Origin of the sequence: Bacillus mobilis, assembly GCF_001884045.1 — a bacterium.
GTDB classification, from domain to species: domain Bacteria; phylum Bacillota; class Bacilli; order Bacillales; family Bacillaceae_G; genus Bacillus_A; species Bacillus_A mobilis.
The window spans coordinates 11,904-31,993 of the sequence record NZ_MACF01000125.1; the positions used below are offsets into that span (position 1 = coordinate 11,904).

20 protein-coding genes are annotated in these 20,090 nt (G+C 37.1%); 5 read left to right on the top strand and 15 right to left on the bottom strand.

The window, feature by feature from the left end:
• The first annotated feature begins 407 nt into the window (after positions 1–407).
• Positions 408–1,070: a YitT family protein gene (locus BAQ44_RS24070; protein ID WP_063260715.1), complete on the top strand. Its 663-nt coding sequence runs from the start codon at positions 408–410 to the stop codon at positions 1,068–1,070.
• A 31-nt stretch (positions 1,071–1,101) separates the two neighbouring features.
• Here the strand turns inward: BAQ44_RS24070 and BAQ44_RS24075 are convergent, their stop codons facing one another.
• Complete coding sequence (locus tag BAQ44_RS24075; RefSeq protein WP_063260714.1) at positions 1,102–1,935, bottom strand: EcsC family protein; 834 nt, start codon at positions 1,933–1,935, stop codon at positions 1,102–1,104.
• Positions 1,936–2,072: 137 nt separating this feature from the next.
• Here BAQ44_RS24075 and BAQ44_RS24080 point away from each other — a divergent pair, with 137 nt between their 5' ends.
• Both BAQ44_RS24080 and BAQ44_RS24085 read left to right on the top strand, forming a co-directional pair.
• On the top strand, positions 2,073–2,708 hold the full coding sequence (locus tag BAQ44_RS24080) for a DUF1796 family putative cysteine peptidase (RefSeq protein ID WP_071724287.1): 636 nt from the start codon (positions 2,073–2,075) through the stop codon (positions 2,706–2,708).
• 72 nt (positions 2,709–2,780) lie between these two features.
• On the top strand, positions 2,781–3,215 hold the full coding sequence (locus tag BAQ44_RS24085) for an NUDIX hydrolase (RefSeq protein WP_071724289.1): 435 nt from the start codon (positions 2,781–2,783) through the stop codon (positions 3,213–3,215).
• 25 nt (positions 3,216–3,240) lie between these two features.
• Here the strand turns inward: BAQ44_RS24085 and ackA are convergent, their stop codons facing one another.
• From ackA to BAQ44_RS24110, 5 genes are all read right to left on the bottom strand, one after another.
• Positions 3,241–4,434, bottom strand: coding sequence for an acetate kinase (gene ackA / locus BAQ44_RS24090; RefSeq protein ID WP_063260711.1), 1,194 nt, complete (start codon positions 4,432–4,434; stop codon positions 3,241–3,243).
• Between the two features lie 299 nt (positions 4,435–4,733).
• The gene (locus BAQ44_RS24095; RefSeq protein WP_000084362.1) at positions 4,734–5,720 is read right to left on the bottom strand and encodes a class I SAM-dependent methyltransferase; all 987 of its coding nucleotides are present in this window, start codon (positions 5,718–5,720) and stop codon (positions 4,734–4,736) included.
• Between the two features lie 199 nt (positions 5,721–5,919).
• Positions 5,920–6,420: a thiol peroxidase gene (tpx, locus tag BAQ44_RS24100; protein WP_000024525.1), complete on the bottom strand. Its 501-nt coding sequence runs from the start codon at positions 6,418–6,420 to the stop codon at positions 5,920–5,922.
• 134 nt (positions 6,421–6,554) lie between these two features.
• Positions 6,555–6,947 (bottom strand): GerW family sporulation protein, encoded by a 393-nt coding sequence (gene ytfJ, locus BAQ44_RS24105; protein ID WP_063260710.1) that lies wholly within the window; start codon positions 6,945–6,947, stop codon positions 6,555–6,557.
• A gap of 12 nt (positions 6,948–6,959) precedes the next feature.
• Positions 6,960–7,598, bottom strand: a complete 639-nt coding sequence (locus BAQ44_RS24110) for a DUF2953 domain-containing protein (protein ID WP_063260709.1) — start codon at positions 7,596–7,598, stop codon at positions 6,960–6,962.
• Between the two features lie 204 nt (positions 7,599–7,802).
• Here BAQ44_RS24110 and BAQ44_RS24115 point away from each other — a divergent pair, with 204 nt between their 5' ends.
• Positions 7,803–8,606 carry an NAD kinase gene (locus BAQ44_RS24115; protein WP_071724291.1) on the top strand — a complete coding sequence of 268 codons (804 nt, stop codon included), beginning with the start codon at positions 7,803–7,805 and terminating at the stop codon, positions 8,604–8,606.
• A 104-nt stretch (positions 8,607–8,710) separates the two neighbouring features.
• Here BAQ44_RS24115 and BAQ44_RS24120 read toward each other — a convergent pair whose 3' ends face one another.
• From BAQ44_RS24120 to BAQ44_RS24155, 8 genes are all read right to left on the bottom strand, one after another.
• A complete protein-coding gene (locus tag BAQ44_RS24120) occupies positions 8,711–10,279 on the bottom strand; it encodes an amidohydrolase (protein ID WP_071724293.1) in 1,569 nt (522 codons plus the stop codon).
• A gap of 70 nt (positions 10,280–10,349) precedes the next feature.
• The gene (locus BAQ44_RS24125; protein ID WP_063260706.1) at positions 10,350–10,781 is read right to left on the bottom strand and encodes a VOC family protein; all 432 of its coding nucleotides are present in this window, start codon (positions 10,779–10,781) and stop codon (positions 10,350–10,352) included.
• Positions 10,782–10,872: 91 nt separating this feature from the next.
• Positions 10,873–12,459, bottom strand: coding sequence for an acyl-CoA synthetase MbcS (gene mbcS / locus BAQ44_RS24130; RefSeq protein WP_071724295.1), 1,587 nt, complete (start codon positions 12,457–12,459; stop codon positions 10,873–10,875).
• Between the two features lie 330 nt (positions 12,460–12,789).
• Complete coding sequence (locus BAQ44_RS24135; protein ID WP_000091640.1) at positions 12,790–12,987, bottom strand: alpha/beta-type small acid-soluble spore protein; 198 nt, start codon at positions 12,985–12,987, stop codon at positions 12,790–12,792.
• An 80-nt stretch (positions 12,988–13,067) separates the two neighbouring features.
• Complete coding sequence (thiI, locus tag BAQ44_RS24140) at positions 13,068–14,282, bottom strand: tRNA uracil 4-sulfurtransferase ThiI (RefSeq protein ID WP_063260704.1); 1,215 nt, start codon at positions 14,280–14,282, stop codon at positions 13,068–13,070.
• 6 nt (positions 14,283–14,288) lie between these two features.
• Positions 14,289–15,431, bottom strand: a complete 1,143-nt coding sequence (locus BAQ44_RS24145; RefSeq protein WP_063260703.1) for a cysteine desulfurase family protein — start codon at positions 15,429–15,431, stop codon at positions 14,289–14,291.
• A gap of 168 nt (positions 15,432–15,599) precedes the next feature.
• The gene (ezrA, locus tag BAQ44_RS24150) at positions 15,600–17,312 is read right to left on the bottom strand and encodes a septation ring formation regulator EzrA (protein ID WP_071724297.1); all 1,713 of its coding nucleotides are present in this window, start codon (positions 17,310–17,312) and stop codon (positions 15,600–15,602) included.
• A 207-nt stretch (positions 17,313–17,519) separates the two neighbouring features.
• On the bottom strand, positions 17,520–18,362 hold the full coding sequence (locus BAQ44_RS24155) for a LysR family transcriptional regulator (protein WP_071724299.1): 843 nt from the start codon (positions 18,360–18,362) through the stop codon (positions 17,520–17,522).
• Positions 18,363–18,486: 124 nt separating this feature from the next.
• Between BAQ44_RS24155 and BAQ44_RS24160 the strand changes: the two genes are divergently transcribed.
• Complete coding sequence (locus tag BAQ44_RS24160) at positions 18,487–19,431, top strand: DMT family transporter (RefSeq protein ID WP_063260700.1); 945 nt, start codon at positions 18,487–18,489, stop codon at positions 19,429–19,431.
• An 11-nt stretch (positions 19,432–19,442) separates the two neighbouring features.
• Here the strand turns inward: BAQ44_RS24160 and refZ are convergent, their stop codons facing one another.
• Positions 19,443–20,081 carry a forespore capture DNA-binding protein RefZ gene (gene refZ / locus BAQ44_RS24165; protein WP_063260699.1) on the bottom strand — a complete coding sequence of 213 codons (639 nt, stop codon included), beginning with the start codon at positions 20,079–20,081 and terminating at the stop codon, positions 19,443–19,445.
• Positions 20,082–20,090: the final 9 nt, after the last annotated feature.

The following is a 20,090-nucleotide window of genomic DNA, read 5'->3' on the forward strand; positions in this document are numbered from 1 at the left end:
CGTATTGACGAATCATACACGTAGCGTATTTTTCAGCTCAGATACTTTAGTCTAGCGAAAAAAATACGAGAGTGGGGAAATTATGATTGCCCGAAGGATAATTTGGCAAAAAAAAGACTCTTCTTACACATAGCGTTTTGTTTAGGACTTAATTGTTACTAGCTAAACAAAACAAAGAAGAGAAGGATTGCTAAATGAAGAATCCTACTCCACGTTTTGTTTAGTCGTTTTAAGACTTAAACTAAAACGAAGGTAGGGAGAATTGATGGACGAGAGGATTATTCGTTATTTCTTCAGCGACATATAGCGTAGTTAGTTTTTTCGTAAACTAACTGAAAGCTACATGTGAGCTCGTAGTTAGTTTACAACACAAACAGGACTACTAACTACGGAAAGAAGGAATAACGATGAGGAACATCCAAAGTCGACAAATTATTAAAGAAATTTTTATGGTTTTAATCGGTTCATTTATTTTAGCAGCAGCGCTATATCACATTCACTTCCAAAACCACTTAACAGAAGGTGGCTTTGTAGGAATTGCACTATTCATCCAAAATTTTTATGATATTTCACCATCTATTTCAACTGTAATTATGGATATCCCAATTATTTTACTATGTGCTTCATTTTTAGGTAGAAAAATGGTTGGCTATTCATTCCTAGGTTCGATTTCATTCGGAGTATTTTATTCTCTTATGGAAAATTATTCTCCATTTACGGTCGATTTATCAAACAATTTATTTATAGCTGCAGTAGTTGGCGGTGCATTAGCTGGTATTGGACTCGGTTTTATATTGCGATTTGGCGGTGCAACCGGCGGGGACGATATTTTAACAATTGTATTAAGTAAACGAACTCGTTTTACAATTGGGCAAATTTTCTTCGTCTTTGACGCGATTGTTCTTGCGCTTTCATTATATTATTTAAATTGGACAGAAATTGCTTTTACTATTCTTTCGATTGCCGTACAGGCAAAAACATTGGATTTAATTTATTATCCAAAAACAGAAAAAGCAGAAGAAAAGCAACCAGTATCTATTCCAATGTCCAAAAAGCATGCAACAAATTAAAAAAGCGAAAGGCTTCGGCCTCTCGCTTTTTTTACGCTCTTTTTTCCTTCTCGACTATGTGGCGCACTTGATAAAATCTATTTGCAAATTCAGTAACGTTTCTTGTTAAACGATAATTCACTGTAGACCCAATTGCCATTCCAATTACCGGAATACCTTGGAATAATTTACGACGAAGAGCATAAATCGAAAATGTTTTCAAAATTTGTTTTAACACAACTTCAGTAGAAGCTGGTTGTAATACCGCTTCGTCTCCTTCATAGAAGAACGAATCTTCTTGCTCTAACTCTTGCAGTAAATTGTACCATGCATATTGCTGAAGTCTTCCTGGTAATAATGACGCATGAAACACCTTTAACGCAAGCATCATTTCATAAGGCTTGTTCACATCATGTCCAAACGATGTGGCAATAAGTTGGACAGCCTTCACATTTAACGCAAGCATAACTGGAAAATCAGCCGTTAATAATAATAAACCTCCAGCACCCGTTGCTCCGCCTTGTACGAATGAATATAAACGATGTCGTGCTGTTTGCTGCTCTGCTATGTATGTTAACTGATCAATAGATAACGCTTTTAAATCTTCTAGTTGCTCAATCGATTCATCAAACAATCTCGACGTTCCTAAGATACGATTACGCGCATCTAACTGTGATTGTGAACTTTGAATTAATGCATGCAAATGAAAAAGCCATCCATCTGCTTTCGTAAAGAAATCTTTTCGCTTTTTCTCAGGTAATTTCGCAATTGTCGTATGTACCCATTTATCAAACATTTTTTGAAAGTCAGTCGCTTCTTGCTCAACTAATTGCAATTCCCATTCTTTTATATTGTCTAAAATGGCTTGTTCTCGCTTCGATCGCATCGTAACAACCACCTCGTTCGATTTTTTTCTATTGTAACATATTTCTGCTTATTCTTTGCAAATATGCTTGTCTATCTTGATTCACATACCATTTTTTAATGACATAAAATATTAACAAAAAGGATGAGATGAACCACATGAATCTATCCAATATAAAAAAAGAATATAATGCAGTATTCAGCTTAGGGCAAAACTGCTGGCCTGCTTGGGCTTTATATCAATTCAAATTATCACCATTTTTTGGTGTTATCGATTTTATGCTAAGCCCTTCATTAGAAAAAGTGAATGTATTATTACAAAATCGATTTGACCGTTTTTTACAGTTCGAAAACTTATCCTTCATCTCATTTTGGGATGATGGTGCAAAATTAAGACTCCGTGACAACCTATATGAAATTGACTCTTGCCACGACTTTAAAACAGATGTAAACACACCAACTTCTTGGCCTTCTTATACAGAAATTAAGTTAAACTATGAGCATCGAATTCATCGTTTTCTAACGACAATTGAAACGGAAGAATCCATATTGTTTATTCGAACTGGAGGAACATACGAAGAAGCTCGTTCCTTGGAACACATTTTATCTCAAATAGTTAAACATACATTCTCTGTCCTATTACTCATTCCTGATGATGTATCAACTGTTGTAGAAGAAGATTGGGGATTACAAAATATTTGCGCTATAAAATGCCCTATTATGGATGTATTTCAGTATAATGAAGCATTTTGGAATGACTTATTTGATGGGATAACGATTAGACCACAGGCTTAAATACACGAGACCTTTTATTACAAAACACATTATAATCATCCTTATACAAAATAAATAAGGAGTGATTGCAATATGTATCCACGTGCAAAAGCTTTTGGTCTTGCTATACATCAAGATCGCCTTCTCGTACAAGAGTATCATACAGGCGATGAAACATTTTACCGACCTCTTGGTGGATCAATTGAACTTGGTGAAAAATCAGCACATACCGTTATTCGTGAATTTCAAGAAGAGCTTCATACAGAAGTGGAAATCACCAATTATTTAGGCTGCTTAGAAAACATCTTTCATCTTGATGGAGAAATTGGTCATGAAATCATTCAGCTATATTCTTTACGCTTATTAGACACATCACTATATGAAATGGAAAAAATGAATATACAAGATGAGCAAATAGTATCGTATGCGAAATGGATTCCCATTACGGCATTCATTCAGGAGAAAAAAGTACTCTATCCAGATGGAATGTTAAACTATATCCAACAAAAAAAAGACGAAATCCTATAGGATCTCGTCTTTTTTATATAGTATATTAACCAATATTTCCAAGACGTAGTACGTCACGAGCAATCATAACTTCTTCGTCAGTTGGAATTACAATAATTTTTACTGGAGAGTGTGGGAAGCTGATGAATGCTTCTTCACCGAATACGTTATTACGTTTTACGTCGAAGTATACGCCCATGTACTCAAGGCCTTCTAATACGCGCTCACGAATAATTGCACTGTTTTCACCTACACCAGCTGTGAAGATGATTGCGTCTACACCTTTCATACGAGCAGTGTAAGAACCGATGTATTTGTGGATACGGCTTACGAATACATCAAGTGCTACTTTCGCACGGTGATCGCCTTCTTCTTCTTTCGCAATGATGTCACGTAGGTCACTAGAGTAACCAGTAAGACCTAACATACCACTCTTCTTGTTTAATACGCTAACTACTTCTTCTACTGTTTGGCCTGTTTTTTCCATGATGTATGGAATTAACGCAGGGTCAATGTTACCAGAACGTGTACCCATTGTTACACCAGCAAGTGGAGTGAAGCCCATAGAAGTATCGATAGATTTACCGCCTTCTACTGCTGCGATACTTGCACCGTTACCTAAGTGACAAGAAAGTAAGCTTAAGCTTTCAAGTGGACGACCTAATAATTCAGCCGCACGCTCAGTTACGTATTTATGAGAAGTTCCGTGGAAACCGTATTTACGGATGCCGAACTTTTCATAGTACTCATATGGTAAGCTGTATAGGAATGCAGATTCCGGCATTGTTTGGTGGAATGCTGTATCGAATACTGCTACTGCTGGTACGTTTGGTAATACTTCTTGGAATGCTTTAATACCAACAAGGTTTGCTGGGTTATGAAGTGGTGCTAAATCGCTTAATTCTTCGATATCAGCTAATACTTCATCAGTAATTAAAACAGAGTCAGCAAATTTTTCGCCGCCGTGAACAACACGGTGACCGATACCGCCAATCTCATCTAGAGATTTAACGATTCCGTTTTCAGTTAATTTTTTAAGAAGCATATTAACTGCTACTGCGTGATCTGGAATGTTTGTAATTTCTTTTTGTTTTTCGCCATCTACAGTAATAGTGAAGATACTATCTTCTAAACCGATACGTTCTACTAAACCTTTTGTTAATACTGTTTCACTTGGCATTTCAAATAATTGGAATTTTAAGGAAGAGCTTCCTGCGTTAATCGCGATGATTTTTGACATCTAGTCTTTCGCCCCTTTTTCTCTTGGTAGTTGTGTGGATGTTTCCACAAACCGCTCGATTTTATCTAATTAAATTCACTACATATGAAAACGTTTCATCATTAGCAAATTTTATACTCACGATTTTAATTTAAACATCGTCCGACATATATTTCAAGTGAAAAAATTGTAACACCAAGAAAAAATGTATATTACAGATTTCAAAAAAATTCAGTTAAATCTAGTATATATTTAAAAATATGACATATCATATAAAACTGTACTACATGAATTACTAACCCTGTTACATATACCTAGCCTTATTTATGCGTTGCAAACCAAGTATTTAATTGATCCATAATGTTCTCCATCGCCTTCATGTTGGAGAATTTAGGTAACTCCACTAATAACGCCTGTTTTGGCATCGTTACACTAGGGCCTTTCTTTTGGAGAACAAATATACTTTTTGCATTTTTCTCGTTTTTAAACATGGAAACAGGTAGCTGTAATAACCCCTGAATAAAACATGTTTCTTTAATAAATGCATGTAATTTTGGTGCTTGGTCACTTTCAAAGATGAAGTTTGGCACTAGGAAGAATAAGTACCCGCCTTCTTTCGTATGTTTCACACTTTGTTCAATAAATAAGTGGTGAGCATATGACATTCCTTCATCTGCTTTTAACTTATATTCACTTGCACCGATTTCATTTGGATAGTAACCAATCGGTAAGTCTGAAACGACTGCATCAACCGGATCGATATAAAGTGGCGCTAGTCCATCTTGATGGAAGAATTCGATTGCATGCTTTTGTAAATTCGCATTTACTAAAGCAAGTTTAATTAGCACTTCATCCACTTCTACACCAAACCCACTCATTGCTAGTCCTTCTTTGGCGCTATTAAACACTGTAGTCATTAAATTACCTGTTCCAATTGCAGGGTCTAACACCGTAATTTCGTTTTGACCTTGCATAAATTTATGGAATAAGTAGCTCATGAACATGCCAACTGCATCAGGCGTCATTTCGTGATTCGCTTGTACGCCTTCTTTCATTCCTTTTAAAATGGCTAACTGAAATGCTTTACGAATTTCTTCACCTTTATATGTTTCTTCATTAAACGTACTATATTCACGATTCAGCCTTTCAATTGCTGACTCAGATAATTCCTCTTGTAAAATCGCTCCTTCAAACAAGTTATCACCTGTTTCTACAAGCGCCTCTAAATATGTTACATCTAATTCTTTACGTAAAACTACCGCAGAAGAATCAAAAATAGAAAATAATGTTTCTACTGTCTGACTCACGTACATTCCTCCTTCTCTCTTTTACACATAACTTATATCATACCACAAAGTGTTTTTTTCCAAAAAGAAAAAGCGACCTCCTGCAAAGAGCTCCCCTTTCAGTTATATATGATATAACGTTTTTTCTCATATATTGGTACCGTTACGCAGCAATATATGAGAAAAAACGACCTCTTTATAAGAGGTCATTTCCTTCACATTATTTTGCAGATTTAGCTGCTTCTAATGCTGCTTCATAGTTTGGATGGCTTGTACCTTCGCTTACGTACTCTGCGTAAACTACTTTGTCGTTGCTATCTACTACGAATACTGCACGAGCAAGTAAACGAAGCTCTTTCATTACTAAGCCGTAAGCTTCACCGAATGAAAGGTCACGGTGGTCAGAAAGTGTTACAACATTTTCTAAACCGTTTGCTGCACACCAGCGCTTTTGAGCGAATGGTAAGTCAGCGCTAATTGTTAATACTTTCGCGTTTTCAATACCTGCTGCATCTTGGTTAAAACGACGTGTTTGTGCATCACACACACCTGTGTCGATTGAAGGTACAACACTAATTAATTTTACTTCGCCTTTGTATGTTTCTAAACTTACTGGAGATAAGTCGTTTGCTAATACTTGGAAGTTTGGCGCTTGATCGCCAACTTTAACTTCTGTTCCAACTAAAGTCATTGGATTACCTTTAAAAGTTACGTTTGCCACTTGAAAATCCTCCCTTATTTAAACAAAATATGTACAATGTAAATGATAGTTTGTCCCTATCGATAATGCAAATAAAATCGCTTTATTTACAAAAAAATTAAAGAAGCCAATCCATTGATCAGCTTCTTTATTTGTTAAATTTGAAATTCAGGATCGTCTTCTTTTCGTTTATCCATCATTTCCTTCACTTTATCAACAGCTTGTGGCGCTAATTCAATTATTTTATCGATGACGTGTGTTTGCTTATCTAAATGCAACACTTTTACACCGTCTCCATTTATAACAAGAAAAGCAACAGGATTAATAGAAACTCCTCCTCCACTTCCCCCGCCAAATGGATGACGGCCTGCTTGTTCTTTACCAAATTCACTTCCACCAGCGGCAAAGCCGAAACTAACTTTCGAAACGGTAAGAATTACACTTCCATCTGCCGCTTTAATCGGATCACCAACAATTGTATTTACATCAGTCATTTGTTTTAAATGCTGCATTGCGGTTGTCATTAAACCTTGAATTGGATGGTCCATTCTATATCCCCCCTATGCTTGAACAGATTTTTCTGTCACACCAGATTTTTGCTTTCTCATAAACATAAGCAATTTCACCGCTGTTTTTACAGTACGGAATATACGAAAGGATGCTGTTAACTCACATCTTGACGCAAATCCTTTCCCTTGAAAAACAGGCGTAATTTCAAATTCAGGTACATCGACAATATGCATATATTGTCCTACAACTCCAGCAGCCATTCCTTTTGTCCCCCATGCATATCCAGTGACAATTCCAGTACTAGCTGCATCACCTGCACCAATTTGCGTATGCCATCTCCAACCATTGATTTTCACTCGTTTGAGAAAATCTTTAACAATAGTATGAACTTCTTGCAGCTTTTTTATCAGCTCCCCCATACTATCAAGTTGCGCTATAATTTTATTATCTAATCCGCCGTCCTCTTCAGCTTTCTCGATCTTTTGTCCTGTCTTCTTTTGTTGCTTTTCAATTCTTTCCAATACATCGAATGTATATCGAATCATCCATATTTTCACTTGAAACAAACATTGCTTTTCCATTTCTGAATATAAAAATGTCACTTTAAGCTTTATTTTCGACAATAGTATAAGCAAAATAAAAAGGAGAAGAATTATTATTCCAATTACGAACCACTGCATACGTATCATCCTTTCACTCCGTACCCATTATCGACAAGTTTATTCATCATTAAACAGAATTCCATAAGATTGAATATAAAAATTTTTCTAAAAATAAAAAGGGATTTTGACATTTTATATCGAAATATATTATTTGAACATATCATCGAGAACGGACTCTAATGATATGTAGCACGAAAAACAGAAAATTTAACTGCAGTGGAGGGATACATAATGGCAGATCGTCGCAATTTATTTTTCTTTTATGGTGATGACAAAGCAACGCTCGTTGAAAAAATGAACCCAATCTATCGTATTTTAGAAGAGAATGGATTTACCATATTAGATCATCCAAAAAATGCAAACGCTATCGTCAGTGTTGGAGATGATGCAACCTTCTTACAAGCCGTTCGTAAAACTGGTTTTAGAGAAGATTGCTTATACGCAGGGATTTCTACGAAAGATGAAATTTCGTTCTACTGTGATTTCCACATTGATCACATCGATACAGCCCTTCAAGAAATTACAAAAAACGAAATTGAAGTGCGCAAATATCCAACAATTCAGGTAGATGTAGATCACGGTACATCTTTCTATTGTTTAAATGAGTTCTCATTACGTTCTAGCATTATTAAAACATTTGTTGTAGATGTTCACGTTGATGATTTATACTTCGAAACATTTAGAGGGGACGGTTTAGTAGTTTCTACCCCAACAGGAAGTACAGCTTACAACAAATCATTGCATGGTGCAGTTGTTGATCCGCTTATCCCATGTTTCCAAGTAAGCGAACTAGCATCATTAAATAACAACACATATCGTACGCTCGGTTCACCGTTCATTTTAAATCACGAACGTACACTAACTTTAAAACTAAGACCAGACGGTAACGATTATCCTGTTATTGGTATGGATAATGAAGCACTTAGCATTAAACAAGTCGAAAAAGCTGTTGTACGCTTAAGCGATAAACAAATTAAAACAGTTAAATTAAAAAACAATTCCTTCTGGGAAAAAGTACAGAGAACGTTTTTATAACATGAAAAAAACCGCCGCATTATGATATTCCATAATGCTGCGGTTTTTTATTTTTCTCGCTATCGACCAATATTGGTAGCTTTTGTCGGTAAATCGATATATTTTCACACGTCTTTCCTATACACAATCTTCCCATCAATTACAGTCATTTCTGCTTGCACTTCTTTTATTTCTTCTGCCTCTATTTCAAAAATATTGCGATCTACTATCGTAAAGTCCGCTTCATATCCTTTCGCGATTTGTCCTCGCTTCGATTCTTTTCCAATTGCATAGGCACTTCCTGTTGTAAATAAAGAGACAGCTTCATATACCGTTAATCTCTCTTCCGGCATATAACATATACCGTCAATAAAACTTCTACGTGTAACAGCGCTATATATGCCTAAAAACGGATTCACTTGTTCAATTGGCGCGTCAGATCCACCGTTGCAATGTAATCCCGCTTCCAGTAACGTCTTCCAAGCGTACGCATAACGAAGACGATGCTCTCCTAGTTTTTCAATGACGGATGGAAAATCTGATGAAACAAAAACTGGTTGTATATCAATAATGGCTTGCAAGTTTTTCATTCTCTCAACCAACTCTTCACGAGCGAGCTGACAATGAATAATGCGATCACGCAATCCTTCTGCTGGTGGATATAATTCAAGTGCATCAATGACATATTCTAACGATAAGTCACCGATTGTATGAATCGCTACTGGCATATGTAAATCTCGTGCTTTTTTCACTAACTCCGCAAGCTCTTCGCGTGAGAAGATTGCCACTCCATTTGTTTCCTGCGCATCTTTATACGGTTCACTTAATAAAGCTGTTCTTCCGCCAAAAGAACCATCAGAAAAAATTTTCATCGCCCCAAATTCAATATAATGCTCATTTTCATATTCTTTTCGTTCATGTGCTACTTCATGGTGAACGAGTAAATGTGCTTTAAATGGCATTTCCTTTATAACATGAGAAAACGCATTGTGCGTTTTTCTAAAACCACCGTAATAATTTAAATCTTCCGTATGCCCACCAACGAGCCCATATTGCCAGCAGTCTTTAATCGCTGTTTGCAAAGCTCTTTGTAAATAAACTTCATCAATTTCTGGCTGCACATGTTTAATTAATTCTTGCCCTTGTTCATATAAAAGTCCTGTTAAATTATTTGACGCATCACGACCAATTTTTCCGCCTTTCGGGTCTTGCGTCGCTTCTGTTATGTTCGCTTCTTGCAGTATGTATGAATTCACCCATGTCACGTGACGACAAACACGCTTTAATAAAATGGGGTGTTCTTTCGAGATTTCATCTAAATCTTTCACATGAACATCTTTCGTATCTATAAAGTTATTTTCATTCCATCCTTCTCCAATAACCCAAGAACCCTTTGGAGCTTCTTCCACTCGCTTCCGCACGAAAGTCAGCACTTCACTATAAGATGTGCAGTTTGATAAATCTAGACGGAGTAACCTCTCTCCATGCCCAATAAGATGCATATGACTATCAACGAGACCTGGAATCATCGTTCTGCCTTCTAAATCGTGCAATTTAACCGCAGCATATCGGTCTCCTAACTCTTCTTTACTCCCGACATCAACGATCATACCGTTTTCAACATAAACAGCGTCTACTTTTTCATTTTCTTCTCGCATCGTGTAAATGGTGCCGCCATACCAAATTTCTCCCATATATCCCATCTCCTTTGTTTTTATTGTATAAAAAAAAGCACCATTTCAAAACATGGTGCTTTTCTAAAAATTACTTTTGTTCAGTAGGGTTCGTTGTGATTTGCCATTCAATGCTAAATTTATCTTTAAGTTGTCCGTATGCTGGGCTCCAGAATGTTTCTTGAAGTGGCATAATAACTTCTCCGCCCTCTTGTAACTTTTCGAATACTTCTTTCGCTTTTCCTGCATCACTAATTTGAATTGCAATTGTTACTTGAGATCCGATTGCATGCCCTTTACCTGGGAATGTATCAGAAATCATAAGGTCCGTATTACCAACTTTTAAAGTAGCATGTAAAACGCGCTCTTTTGCTTCAGCTGGAATCGGATATTCTGGATTTTCAGGCATGTCACCAAAAGTTTGCATGACTTCTACTTTTGCATCTAACGCCTCTTTATAAAACTGTACAGCCTCTTGCCCACCACCATCTAAAACTAAGTACGGATTAATACCTAAAATCATACGGACACCTCTTTTTCCAATTTATAAAATCGAACTTACGTTCGCATTTATAATACCATACGGTTTACAGTTCATTCAACTATTTTCGAAATTATTTTGACGGAATCTCCATCTCTTGTTTTCTAAGTTCAATACGGCGAATTTTTCCGGAAATCGTTTTTGGTAGTTCATCTACAAATTCAATTTTGCGAGGGTATTTATATGGTGCAGTGAGTTCCTTGACGTGTTGTTGGAGTGCTGGAATTAATGTTTCTTCGTTCTTGTCTATATTCTCTCTTAATACGATAAATGCCTTCACGACACTGCCGCGAATTTCATCAGGGCTTGCAACAACTGCGCACTCTCTTACGTAAGGATGTTTTACAAGTGCATCTTCTACTTCAAACGGTCCGATTGTATAACCAGAGCTAATAATAATATCATCACCGCGCCCTTCAAACCAGAAATAGCCGTCTTCATCTTTCTTCGCTTTATCACCGGTAATATAATAATCACCGCGAAATTGCATTGCTGTGCGCTCATCGTCTTTATAATATTGTTTAAAGAGAGCCGGTGTTTCAATGTGAACTGCAATATCACCAACTTCTCCTACCTGTACCGGAATACCTTCCTCATCTACAATATCAACGTGGTTGCCTGGCGTTGGTTTTCCCATTGATCCCGGTCTAATATCCATCCCTTTCATTACACCAACAAGTAATGTATTTTCTGTTTGCCCATAGCCGTCTCTCACTGTAATATTAAAGTGCTTTTGGAATGTTTCAATGACTTCTCTATTTAACGGCTCACCTGCCGATACAGCGCTATGTAACGCCTCTAAATTGTACTCACTTAAGTCTTCTACCTTTGCCATTAATCTATACTCAGTTGGCGTACAACAAAGCACATTCACCTTATTATCGTCTAATAAATTTAAATATGTTTTCGGTTCAAATTTACCGTTGTATACAAATCCTGTTGCACCTGAGCCGAGAGTTGCTAAAAATGGGCTCCAAATCCACTTTTGCCAGCCTGGACTAGCCGTTGCCCATACAACATCATTCTCTTCAATTCCGAGCCAATTTGGAGCGCTCGTGCGTAAATGAGCGTATGCCCACGCATGCGTATGAACAACACCTTTTGGATTTCCTGTCGTCCCTGACGTGTAAGATAAAAAGACCATATCTTCTTTATCTGTCTTCACCATTTCTAACAGGTCACTTTCTGTTTCTAACGCTGTTTTTAAATTAATCCACCCATCTACTGACTGCTCGCTCAGAACGAACTTTTGAAGGGATTCCATCGCTTCTATATCATCAAACTGTCCAATGTAGGGTTCATAACTGACGATCGCTTTTACTTCCCCGTGCTCGATTCGATATTCAATATCTTTTTTACGTAACATCTCCGAACTCGGAATTACGACAAATCCTGCTTTAATTGCAGCGATATACGTCATGTACGCTTCAATTAAACGCGGCATCATAATAAGAAGCTTGTCCCCTTTTTGTAAACCACTCTTTATAAAAGCGTTTCCAATTTTATTCGCACCTTGCATTAACTCAGCATATGTAACTTCTCGTCTATTCCCTTTATCATCTTGCCAAATTAAAGCAAGCTTCTCTTTATCACCTGTATATTTCTCTATTTCAGAAACTAAATTATAAGACGGCGGCGCCAACAATTCTTCTCTTTTCATACAATATCCTCCTCCATTTCTATGCCTCCCTTATATAATAAAGAATTTTCAGTTAATTTTGAACCCTCTTCTTTTGACAAATTTTTTATGTCTATGTCGAAATAAAGTGAAACTTTAATCAGTGGGGGTTTTCTTCATCCCCCACTGATTATTAGCCCTCACCAATCGGACTTTAATGGGCAGCCCGACCCCCACCTAACTTCTTTGCTTTCGCTGAATTTCGAGGTGGGGGGTCTTACTGCCCATTAAAGCGGGATAAATGTATAACGGTGCAAACAACAAAAAGAAAGAGCGGGAGAACCCGCTCTTTCTAAGCCATCTTATATGGGATTATTTTTGGTAACCGCCTAATTGTTGCTCAGCTAGTGAAACTAGACGTTTAGTGATTTCACCACCAACAGAACCGTTAGCGCGAGCTGTTGCATCTGCTCCAAGTTGAACACCAAACTCTTGAGCGATTTCGTATTTCATTTGGTCTAATGCTGATTCAGCACCAGGAACCGCTAATTTATTTGTGCTACGTGACATGTTATATCACCTCCTTGTGAGTATAGAGTGTGATAAATAACATGACTTCATACACGTTTTAGATATGGTAATTTATGGTTTTAGAAAAGTTCTTCGAATTTTTCTTCTTCCGCCACTACTTCTACCGTTTGTAATACCATTGTTTCTTTGTTCGCTACAGCTTCATCGATTAATGGTGTGAAATCATATTTCGCTTCAAAACGATTCGCTTTTTCACGCTTCGGCTTCGTCGCTGGGCTTGCTGGTGTGAATACTGTACAGCAATCTTCGTACGGACGAATTGAAATATCATATGTGCCGATTTCTTCAGCGATTTTAATAATTTCTAATTTATCCATCGTAATAAGTGGACGAATAACTGGATAGTTTGTTACTTCGTTAATTGTATGCATACTATCTAATGTTTGGCTTGCTACTTGTCCAAGACTTTCACCAGTCGTGATTGCAAGTGCATTACGCTCTTCTGCGATACGCTCTGTAATACGCATCATCATACGGCGCATAACTGTCATTGAATAGCTAGATGGAATTTCTTTATTAATCGTTTTTTGCACTTCAGTAAATGGAACAAGGTGAAGCGTTACACGTTTACAGTACTTCGTTAACTCTTGTGCTAAATCGATTACTTTTTGTTTTGCACGCTCGCTTGTGAAAGGTGGGCTATGGAAGTGAACTGCTTCCACAGACACGCCGCGTTTCATCGTTAAGTACGTTGCTACTGGGCTATCGATCCCACCAGAAAGAAGTACCATTACTTTTCCGCCAACGCCTACTGGTAAACCGCCAGCTCCCATATGCTCACCGCACATAATATATGTGTAACCACTGCGAATTTCTATACGTACATTCACATCTGGATTATGAACATCTACTGTGATATCCTCTGTATTTTCTAAAATGTGCCCACCGATTTCTGGAAGTAACTCCATCGTCTTCATCGGGAAGCGTTTATCAGAACGGTGCACTGTAATTTTAAATGTTTTCACATCGCCTTTTACTTGTAAGAAAGCTGCTAATGCACCTTTTTTAATATCTTCTAATTCTGATGGTACTTTCATCGCTAAATTAAACTTATGAATACCAAATACATCTTTCAATCTTTCAGAAATTGCTTCATGGTCTTCACCATTTAATTGGATGTACATACGATCATGTGTTGCATCGATTTTAATATTTGGGAACTTTTTCAGTTTGAACTTTACGTTATCTTTTAATGTGCTTACAAATTTAGAACGGTTCTTACCTTTAGTCGTCATCTCTCCATAACGAACTAAAATATATTCATATGTCATCATATTCCTTTACCTCATCACTTCATGTAATTTTGGCATCGTCTCTTTCACAATACCTTCAAATTGTTTTACTTCTTCCATCGTGTTTTCTGGTGCCAAACTAATGCGAATAGCACTCGCAGCAGCTGCATGTGGTACTCCCATTGAGACTAACACTCTGCTCACTTCATTTGCTTTTGAAGAACAAGCAGACTTCGTCGATACATATACACCGTGCTCTTCTAAAGCATGAACGACCACTTCTGGTTTTAAACCAACAAATGATACATTTAAAATATGCGGTGCTGCATATGCAAGCGACGTATTGATCGTTACATCTTCCATCTCTTTAAAGAAACGGACAAGCTCTGTTTGTAAATTGTGCAAATGAGCTATCTTTTCCTTCACTTGTTCCATTGTCATGCGAAGTGCTTTCACCATCGCTACAATACCAGGTAAGTTTTCTGTACCAGAGCGATACTTAAGCTCTTGTTGACCACCTGATAAAATTGGATCTAACCTTACGCCATCACGCACATAAAGAAGACCCGTTCCTTTTACACTGTGGAATTTATGTCCAGATATTGAGCAAAGATCAATATGAGAAGCATATAAATCAAGCGGTACTTTTCCTATCCCTTGTACATGGTCCACATGGAATCTTATTTTCGGATAGTTAGATAATAACGTTCCAATTTCAGCAACAGGCTGAATTGCTCCAGTCTCGTTGTTCACGTGAATAATTGACACAAGAATCGTATCTTCACGAAGTGCTCGTTTTACATCCTCTACCGATACAACACCATGCTCATTAACCGGTAAATATGTTACATCAAAACCGAGATCTTCTAATTGTTTATATGCTTCAAACACAGACGCGTGTTCAATATTTGTTGTAATGATATGTTTACCGCGCGAACGATTCCTCATCGCTATTCCTTTAATCGCAAGGTTATTCCCTTCCGTTCCACCTGATGTGAAAATAATCTCAGAAGGTTTAACGTGAAGAAGCTGCGCTGCAATCGTTCTTGATTGTGTTAATAGACGCTCTGCCTCTCCTCCAAGCGAATGAATAGAAGAAGGGTTTCCAAAATATTTTCCAGCAACCGTTACGTACGATTGAAGGGCTTCTGGATATGGCTTCGTCGTCGCACTATTATCAAAATAGATCATCGTTCTTCCCCTTTCAGCGCTATCACATCATATAATCATATCACAAATACGTGTCATTACGCTAAGACTACTAAAAGGTTCCGTTATATTTTAAAACGAATAACCTTACTGTATTCCGCTATTCATTATAGCAACATCGTCCCTAAAATTACACAAAAAAACAAACCCTTATGAAAGGGTTTGTTGATTGTCTACATATTCAGCTATTTTTTGAACAACGCCAGGTTCAAGTTGCTCTAGTACAGAAGCCGCTTGTTCTAAAGCTGCATCGTATTGATATTCACGGAATAATTTCTCCGCATAATTTAAGCTCTCTGCAAGGTTCTCATCATGACTGCGGTAACGATTACCGTATTGAATTAATTTTTCAACTAAATACGCTTGTCCAATTAACTCTTCTGTCATTTCAGCTACACCATTAACAGTTGTGTACGCTTCTTCTAAACTGCTATTTACAGCGTTCATATTTAACGGTTTCACTTCTAGCTGTTCATATACAGCTTGCATTGCCATTTGTCCTCTTTTTAAATCTTCCATAATGCTTTCTGGAAGACCTGGCAAATTCGACTTTTGCATAAAACGTTTCGTTTCAAAAATGATATTTCGCATTTCTTGCAACTTCTCACGCGCTTCAAATTCCTCTTTACGCATCGTTTGCAGCATTTCTTTATATTCTGCATGAAGTACTTTTAACGTTTCACATTGCTCATAAACCTCTTCTAGTTCCTCACGAATAATAGAGAAGGCAATATCTTGTTCCGCAACGCGTAATTGCAGCATTTCAAAACGTTTCGTTAAAATATGCATTTGCTTTTCAATTACTTTTTGAGACTCAATGTCCTTATCTTGTAGCTGATAACTTTGTTTTACAAGTTGTGTTTCTGCTTTTGTTTCAATCGTTTCAGTACGAATTTCTTCTAAGTCTTCATAAACAGCAAGTGTTTTTTGCTCCACATAATGTCTCGCATGTACTTCTTGTTCCAATTGATCATAGAAGCCATCTAAACGCGTTTTTAAGTTTTCTACTTTTTCAGCAGCTTCTTTTATATGAAGCTCCTGTATATCCATTAAACATGTGTGTAGTTGTGTCGTCATATCACGAACTTCTTTAGGGATTTCCAAATACTCTAATACATAACCTTGTCTTACCATATCATTATGTCCGTGTAATAAATCTTCCAGCTGAACTGGTAACGTCGCTTGACACTCTACCAATAAATCTGGAATTTGGTGAATAATGATTTCTAAGCTTGCCAAACCTTCTTCTAAACTAATAACAATTTCTCTCGCTTTTAAATAGTCACCATTATCTGTTGCCTCTTCAAAGCTTTTAAATTTATTAGATTCAGCGTCTAGCATCTCTTCAATTTTCTGCTCTGCTGCTCCATACATATGTCTATGAGCAAGAACACTCTTCTTCATACTACGATATGTATCACGTAACTCTTCAATTTCCGAGCTATTTTTTTCATGGCTTTCTAACAATTGCTGTAATTCATTTAAAATGTCTGTAATACGATTATCAGCGTCATCTAAACCACTTATGGATTCATTCATCGCATGCTTTGCTTTTCGGAAGGAGAATTGCGAGGCGAATTTTCGCGCTTGCGCTAAATCTTTGTCAGCTTTCGGAAGGGTTGTTGATACAATCTCATCCCATTCTTCACGCCATTTACCAAACAGTTCTTCTGTTTGACCCGTCATGTTTAAATCTTTCACCCGTTTTAGTTCATCTGCCACAGGTTTATCTTTTATCTCTTGTTTCCACTGCTCAAGTGCTTCAATATCTTTATATGAACGATTTCTTATCACAAGCTCAATCATGAGCAGCACTAGAATAGAGCTTACTACAATGATAACGATCGTCAGGATAGAATCCATGCAAAAAAGCCTCCTAGTTATATCTCTTTTTTTGTCCGTTCCGTTTATGAAATGGAAGGCATTATGTATAAAAAGGGAATTCCCCTATATTTAACAACTAACAATGTACTAATCATACCATGTAATGGCTTGTTTTTGACCTAGTTTTTTTTAAAATTTCATGTTTCTTTCAATGCAATTGTAATCTTTCTCAATCTTCTGTTTCGATTAGCTTCCATCATCAAATGATTGTAATAACGGGTTCTCTTCCATATGGGATACGAAATAAATTTTGCGTGCAAGTGGTGGTTCAATAGAAATCGCATGCACATTCCCTTGCTTTACCGCTTGCTTTACTGACATTTCTGGAAGTAACGTAATACCAAGTCCAGCTCCGACCATCGCAAGCATCGGTTCTGCATAAGAAGTTTCAAATGCAATGATTGGTTTCGCACCTATCCCCTGAAACATATTCGTAATCATTTTCCTTACATCACAGATTTCTGGGTATACGATTAACTTTTCATTTTGCAAATCTTCCATTCGGATCACTGTTTTCTCTTTATAAAGATGATCGTTTGAAACGACACAAACAATTTTTTCTTCTCGCACTTCTTTTATACACGTAGCGCCTTCTACTACTGAATCGACGAACATCGCTTCAATCTTCCGTTCTTTAAAGAGTCCCATTAGTACTTTCGTATGCTCAATTTTCCATTCTACTTCGAATTCTTCACCTAATACATCTTTACATTTTGATATGTAATGAGCTGCTAAACTTGGCAATATACCTATAGAGATTTTCCGCTTCTCTTGAAAAGTCTTCATTTCGGCTTTCACTTCATATATGTGTTTCAAAATCGGTAACATTCTTGTTATAAATAACTCTCCAGCCTCTGTTAACTCCACTCCTTGCGCAGAACGCTTCAGTAAAGTAACCTCTAAATCCGCTTCTAATCTTTGAATTTGCTTACTAAGCGCCGGTTGAGAAATATGTAAAAGCTTACTCGCCTTCGATAAACTTCGCGTATTCTTTACTTCAATAAACGATCGTGCTGCCTCCAAATCCATCGTACACACCTCTAACAAAAAGTTATAACTGTCATAAAAAATCGATATTTCCTTCTATAAACAATTACTCTTTATACTTATTTCATCAACTTACTATAACGAAATATAAAGGGGAATGAAACTCTTGAACAAAAAACAAATGCTACTCGGATCCCTCCTATGCTTACTTGCCGTAACTGCTTGGGGATTTATGTTTCCTGTCATGGCAAATGCCCTGCAGTTTATCGATCCGTTTTTCTTCACAACTATCCGATACGGATCAGCAGCTATTATTTTTCTTATTTTGCTATTCATTACTGAAGGAAAAACTTCACTCCGCTTAGAAAAAAGAACACTTTCGTTATTCTTTTACGGAACGGTCGGCTTCGCTGGATACGGTTTTCTCGTTTTTTACGGTCAACAACTTGCCGGACCTTCTGGAGCCATCCATGCCGCGATGATCCAGTCTCTTATGCCACTCATCGCTTTATTATTGCAGTGGCTAACAAAAAATAAACGTCCACAAAACTACACATTCCTTTGTATGTTCGTTGCATTGCTCGGTGTTATGCTTGTCATTTCAAAAGGAAATATTCACTTATTATTTGGAGCTGCCAGTCACCTCTCAACAAATATACTTATGCTATGCGGCGTTACTTGCTGGGTCATTTATACGAACGGCGGTGCTCGTTTTCAATCTTGGTCACCACTCAGGTATACGACGTTAACTTGTCTATTCGGCTCAATTTCACTCATCGTTATCGTCACTTTCTTCACTTACACAAACGTCATTACTGTACCTTCACTACGTACAATTATGAACGTTCGTTTTGAACTCTTGTATATGTCGATTATTGCAGGTGTTATCGCTGTATTTTGCTGGAACACAGGAAATCGCTATATTTCATCTATTAACGGCATATTATTTATGAATTTAGTTCCTATACTTGCACTTATCGGTTCCATCTTTCGAGGTTATACAGTCGACAAAATTGAAATTTCCGGAGCCTCTTTAACAATTATCGCGCTAATATGCAACAATGTATGGCAAAGAAAAGAAAGCACAAAAATCCCCACCTCAGTTCGTTAGGTGGGGATTTTTCACATATGAACAGCTCTTGGCCATTCCTGATACATATTCGTTATACATAATGTTTGTTCCATCCATTGTTCAATTTCCTTCGTGTACATTTCTATGAAAAATGTCTCAGACGGAAAAGAATGCAGCACTTCTGATATATATTGCGGATATAAAAACGGCATATTCATCATGCCTTTTAATTGTGTCATAAACATTGTAAAAGATACCTTTTTGAATTCTCGTTTCATTTGTCCTTGCTTTATGATTTGCTCTACATAATATCTTTCTTTAGAAAAATAAATGGTCATCACTTCGCGAATTAATGTCGTATCCAGTGAAAGCTCTCGGTAGAAGAAACGTGTCAGTTCCCTATTTTCAAATTGATATCGTAAAATCCCACGCACCATTTGCACCATTACATCTTTAGCCGACAAATACTCTCTCTGTTCAAAGGACGTTTCAATCACATGAATATACCCTTCTAAAAAATCCGTAATAAGCTGCTCTAATAGGCCTTGCTTTCCAGCAAAATAATATGAAATATTCGCTACATTCACATCCGCTCGCTTTGCAATGTCTCGCACTGACGTTCCATCATAACCTTTCGTGTTAAACAACGATATTGCCGCATCAATTACTTTTTGTTTCGTCTGTTTCATGCGCTCACT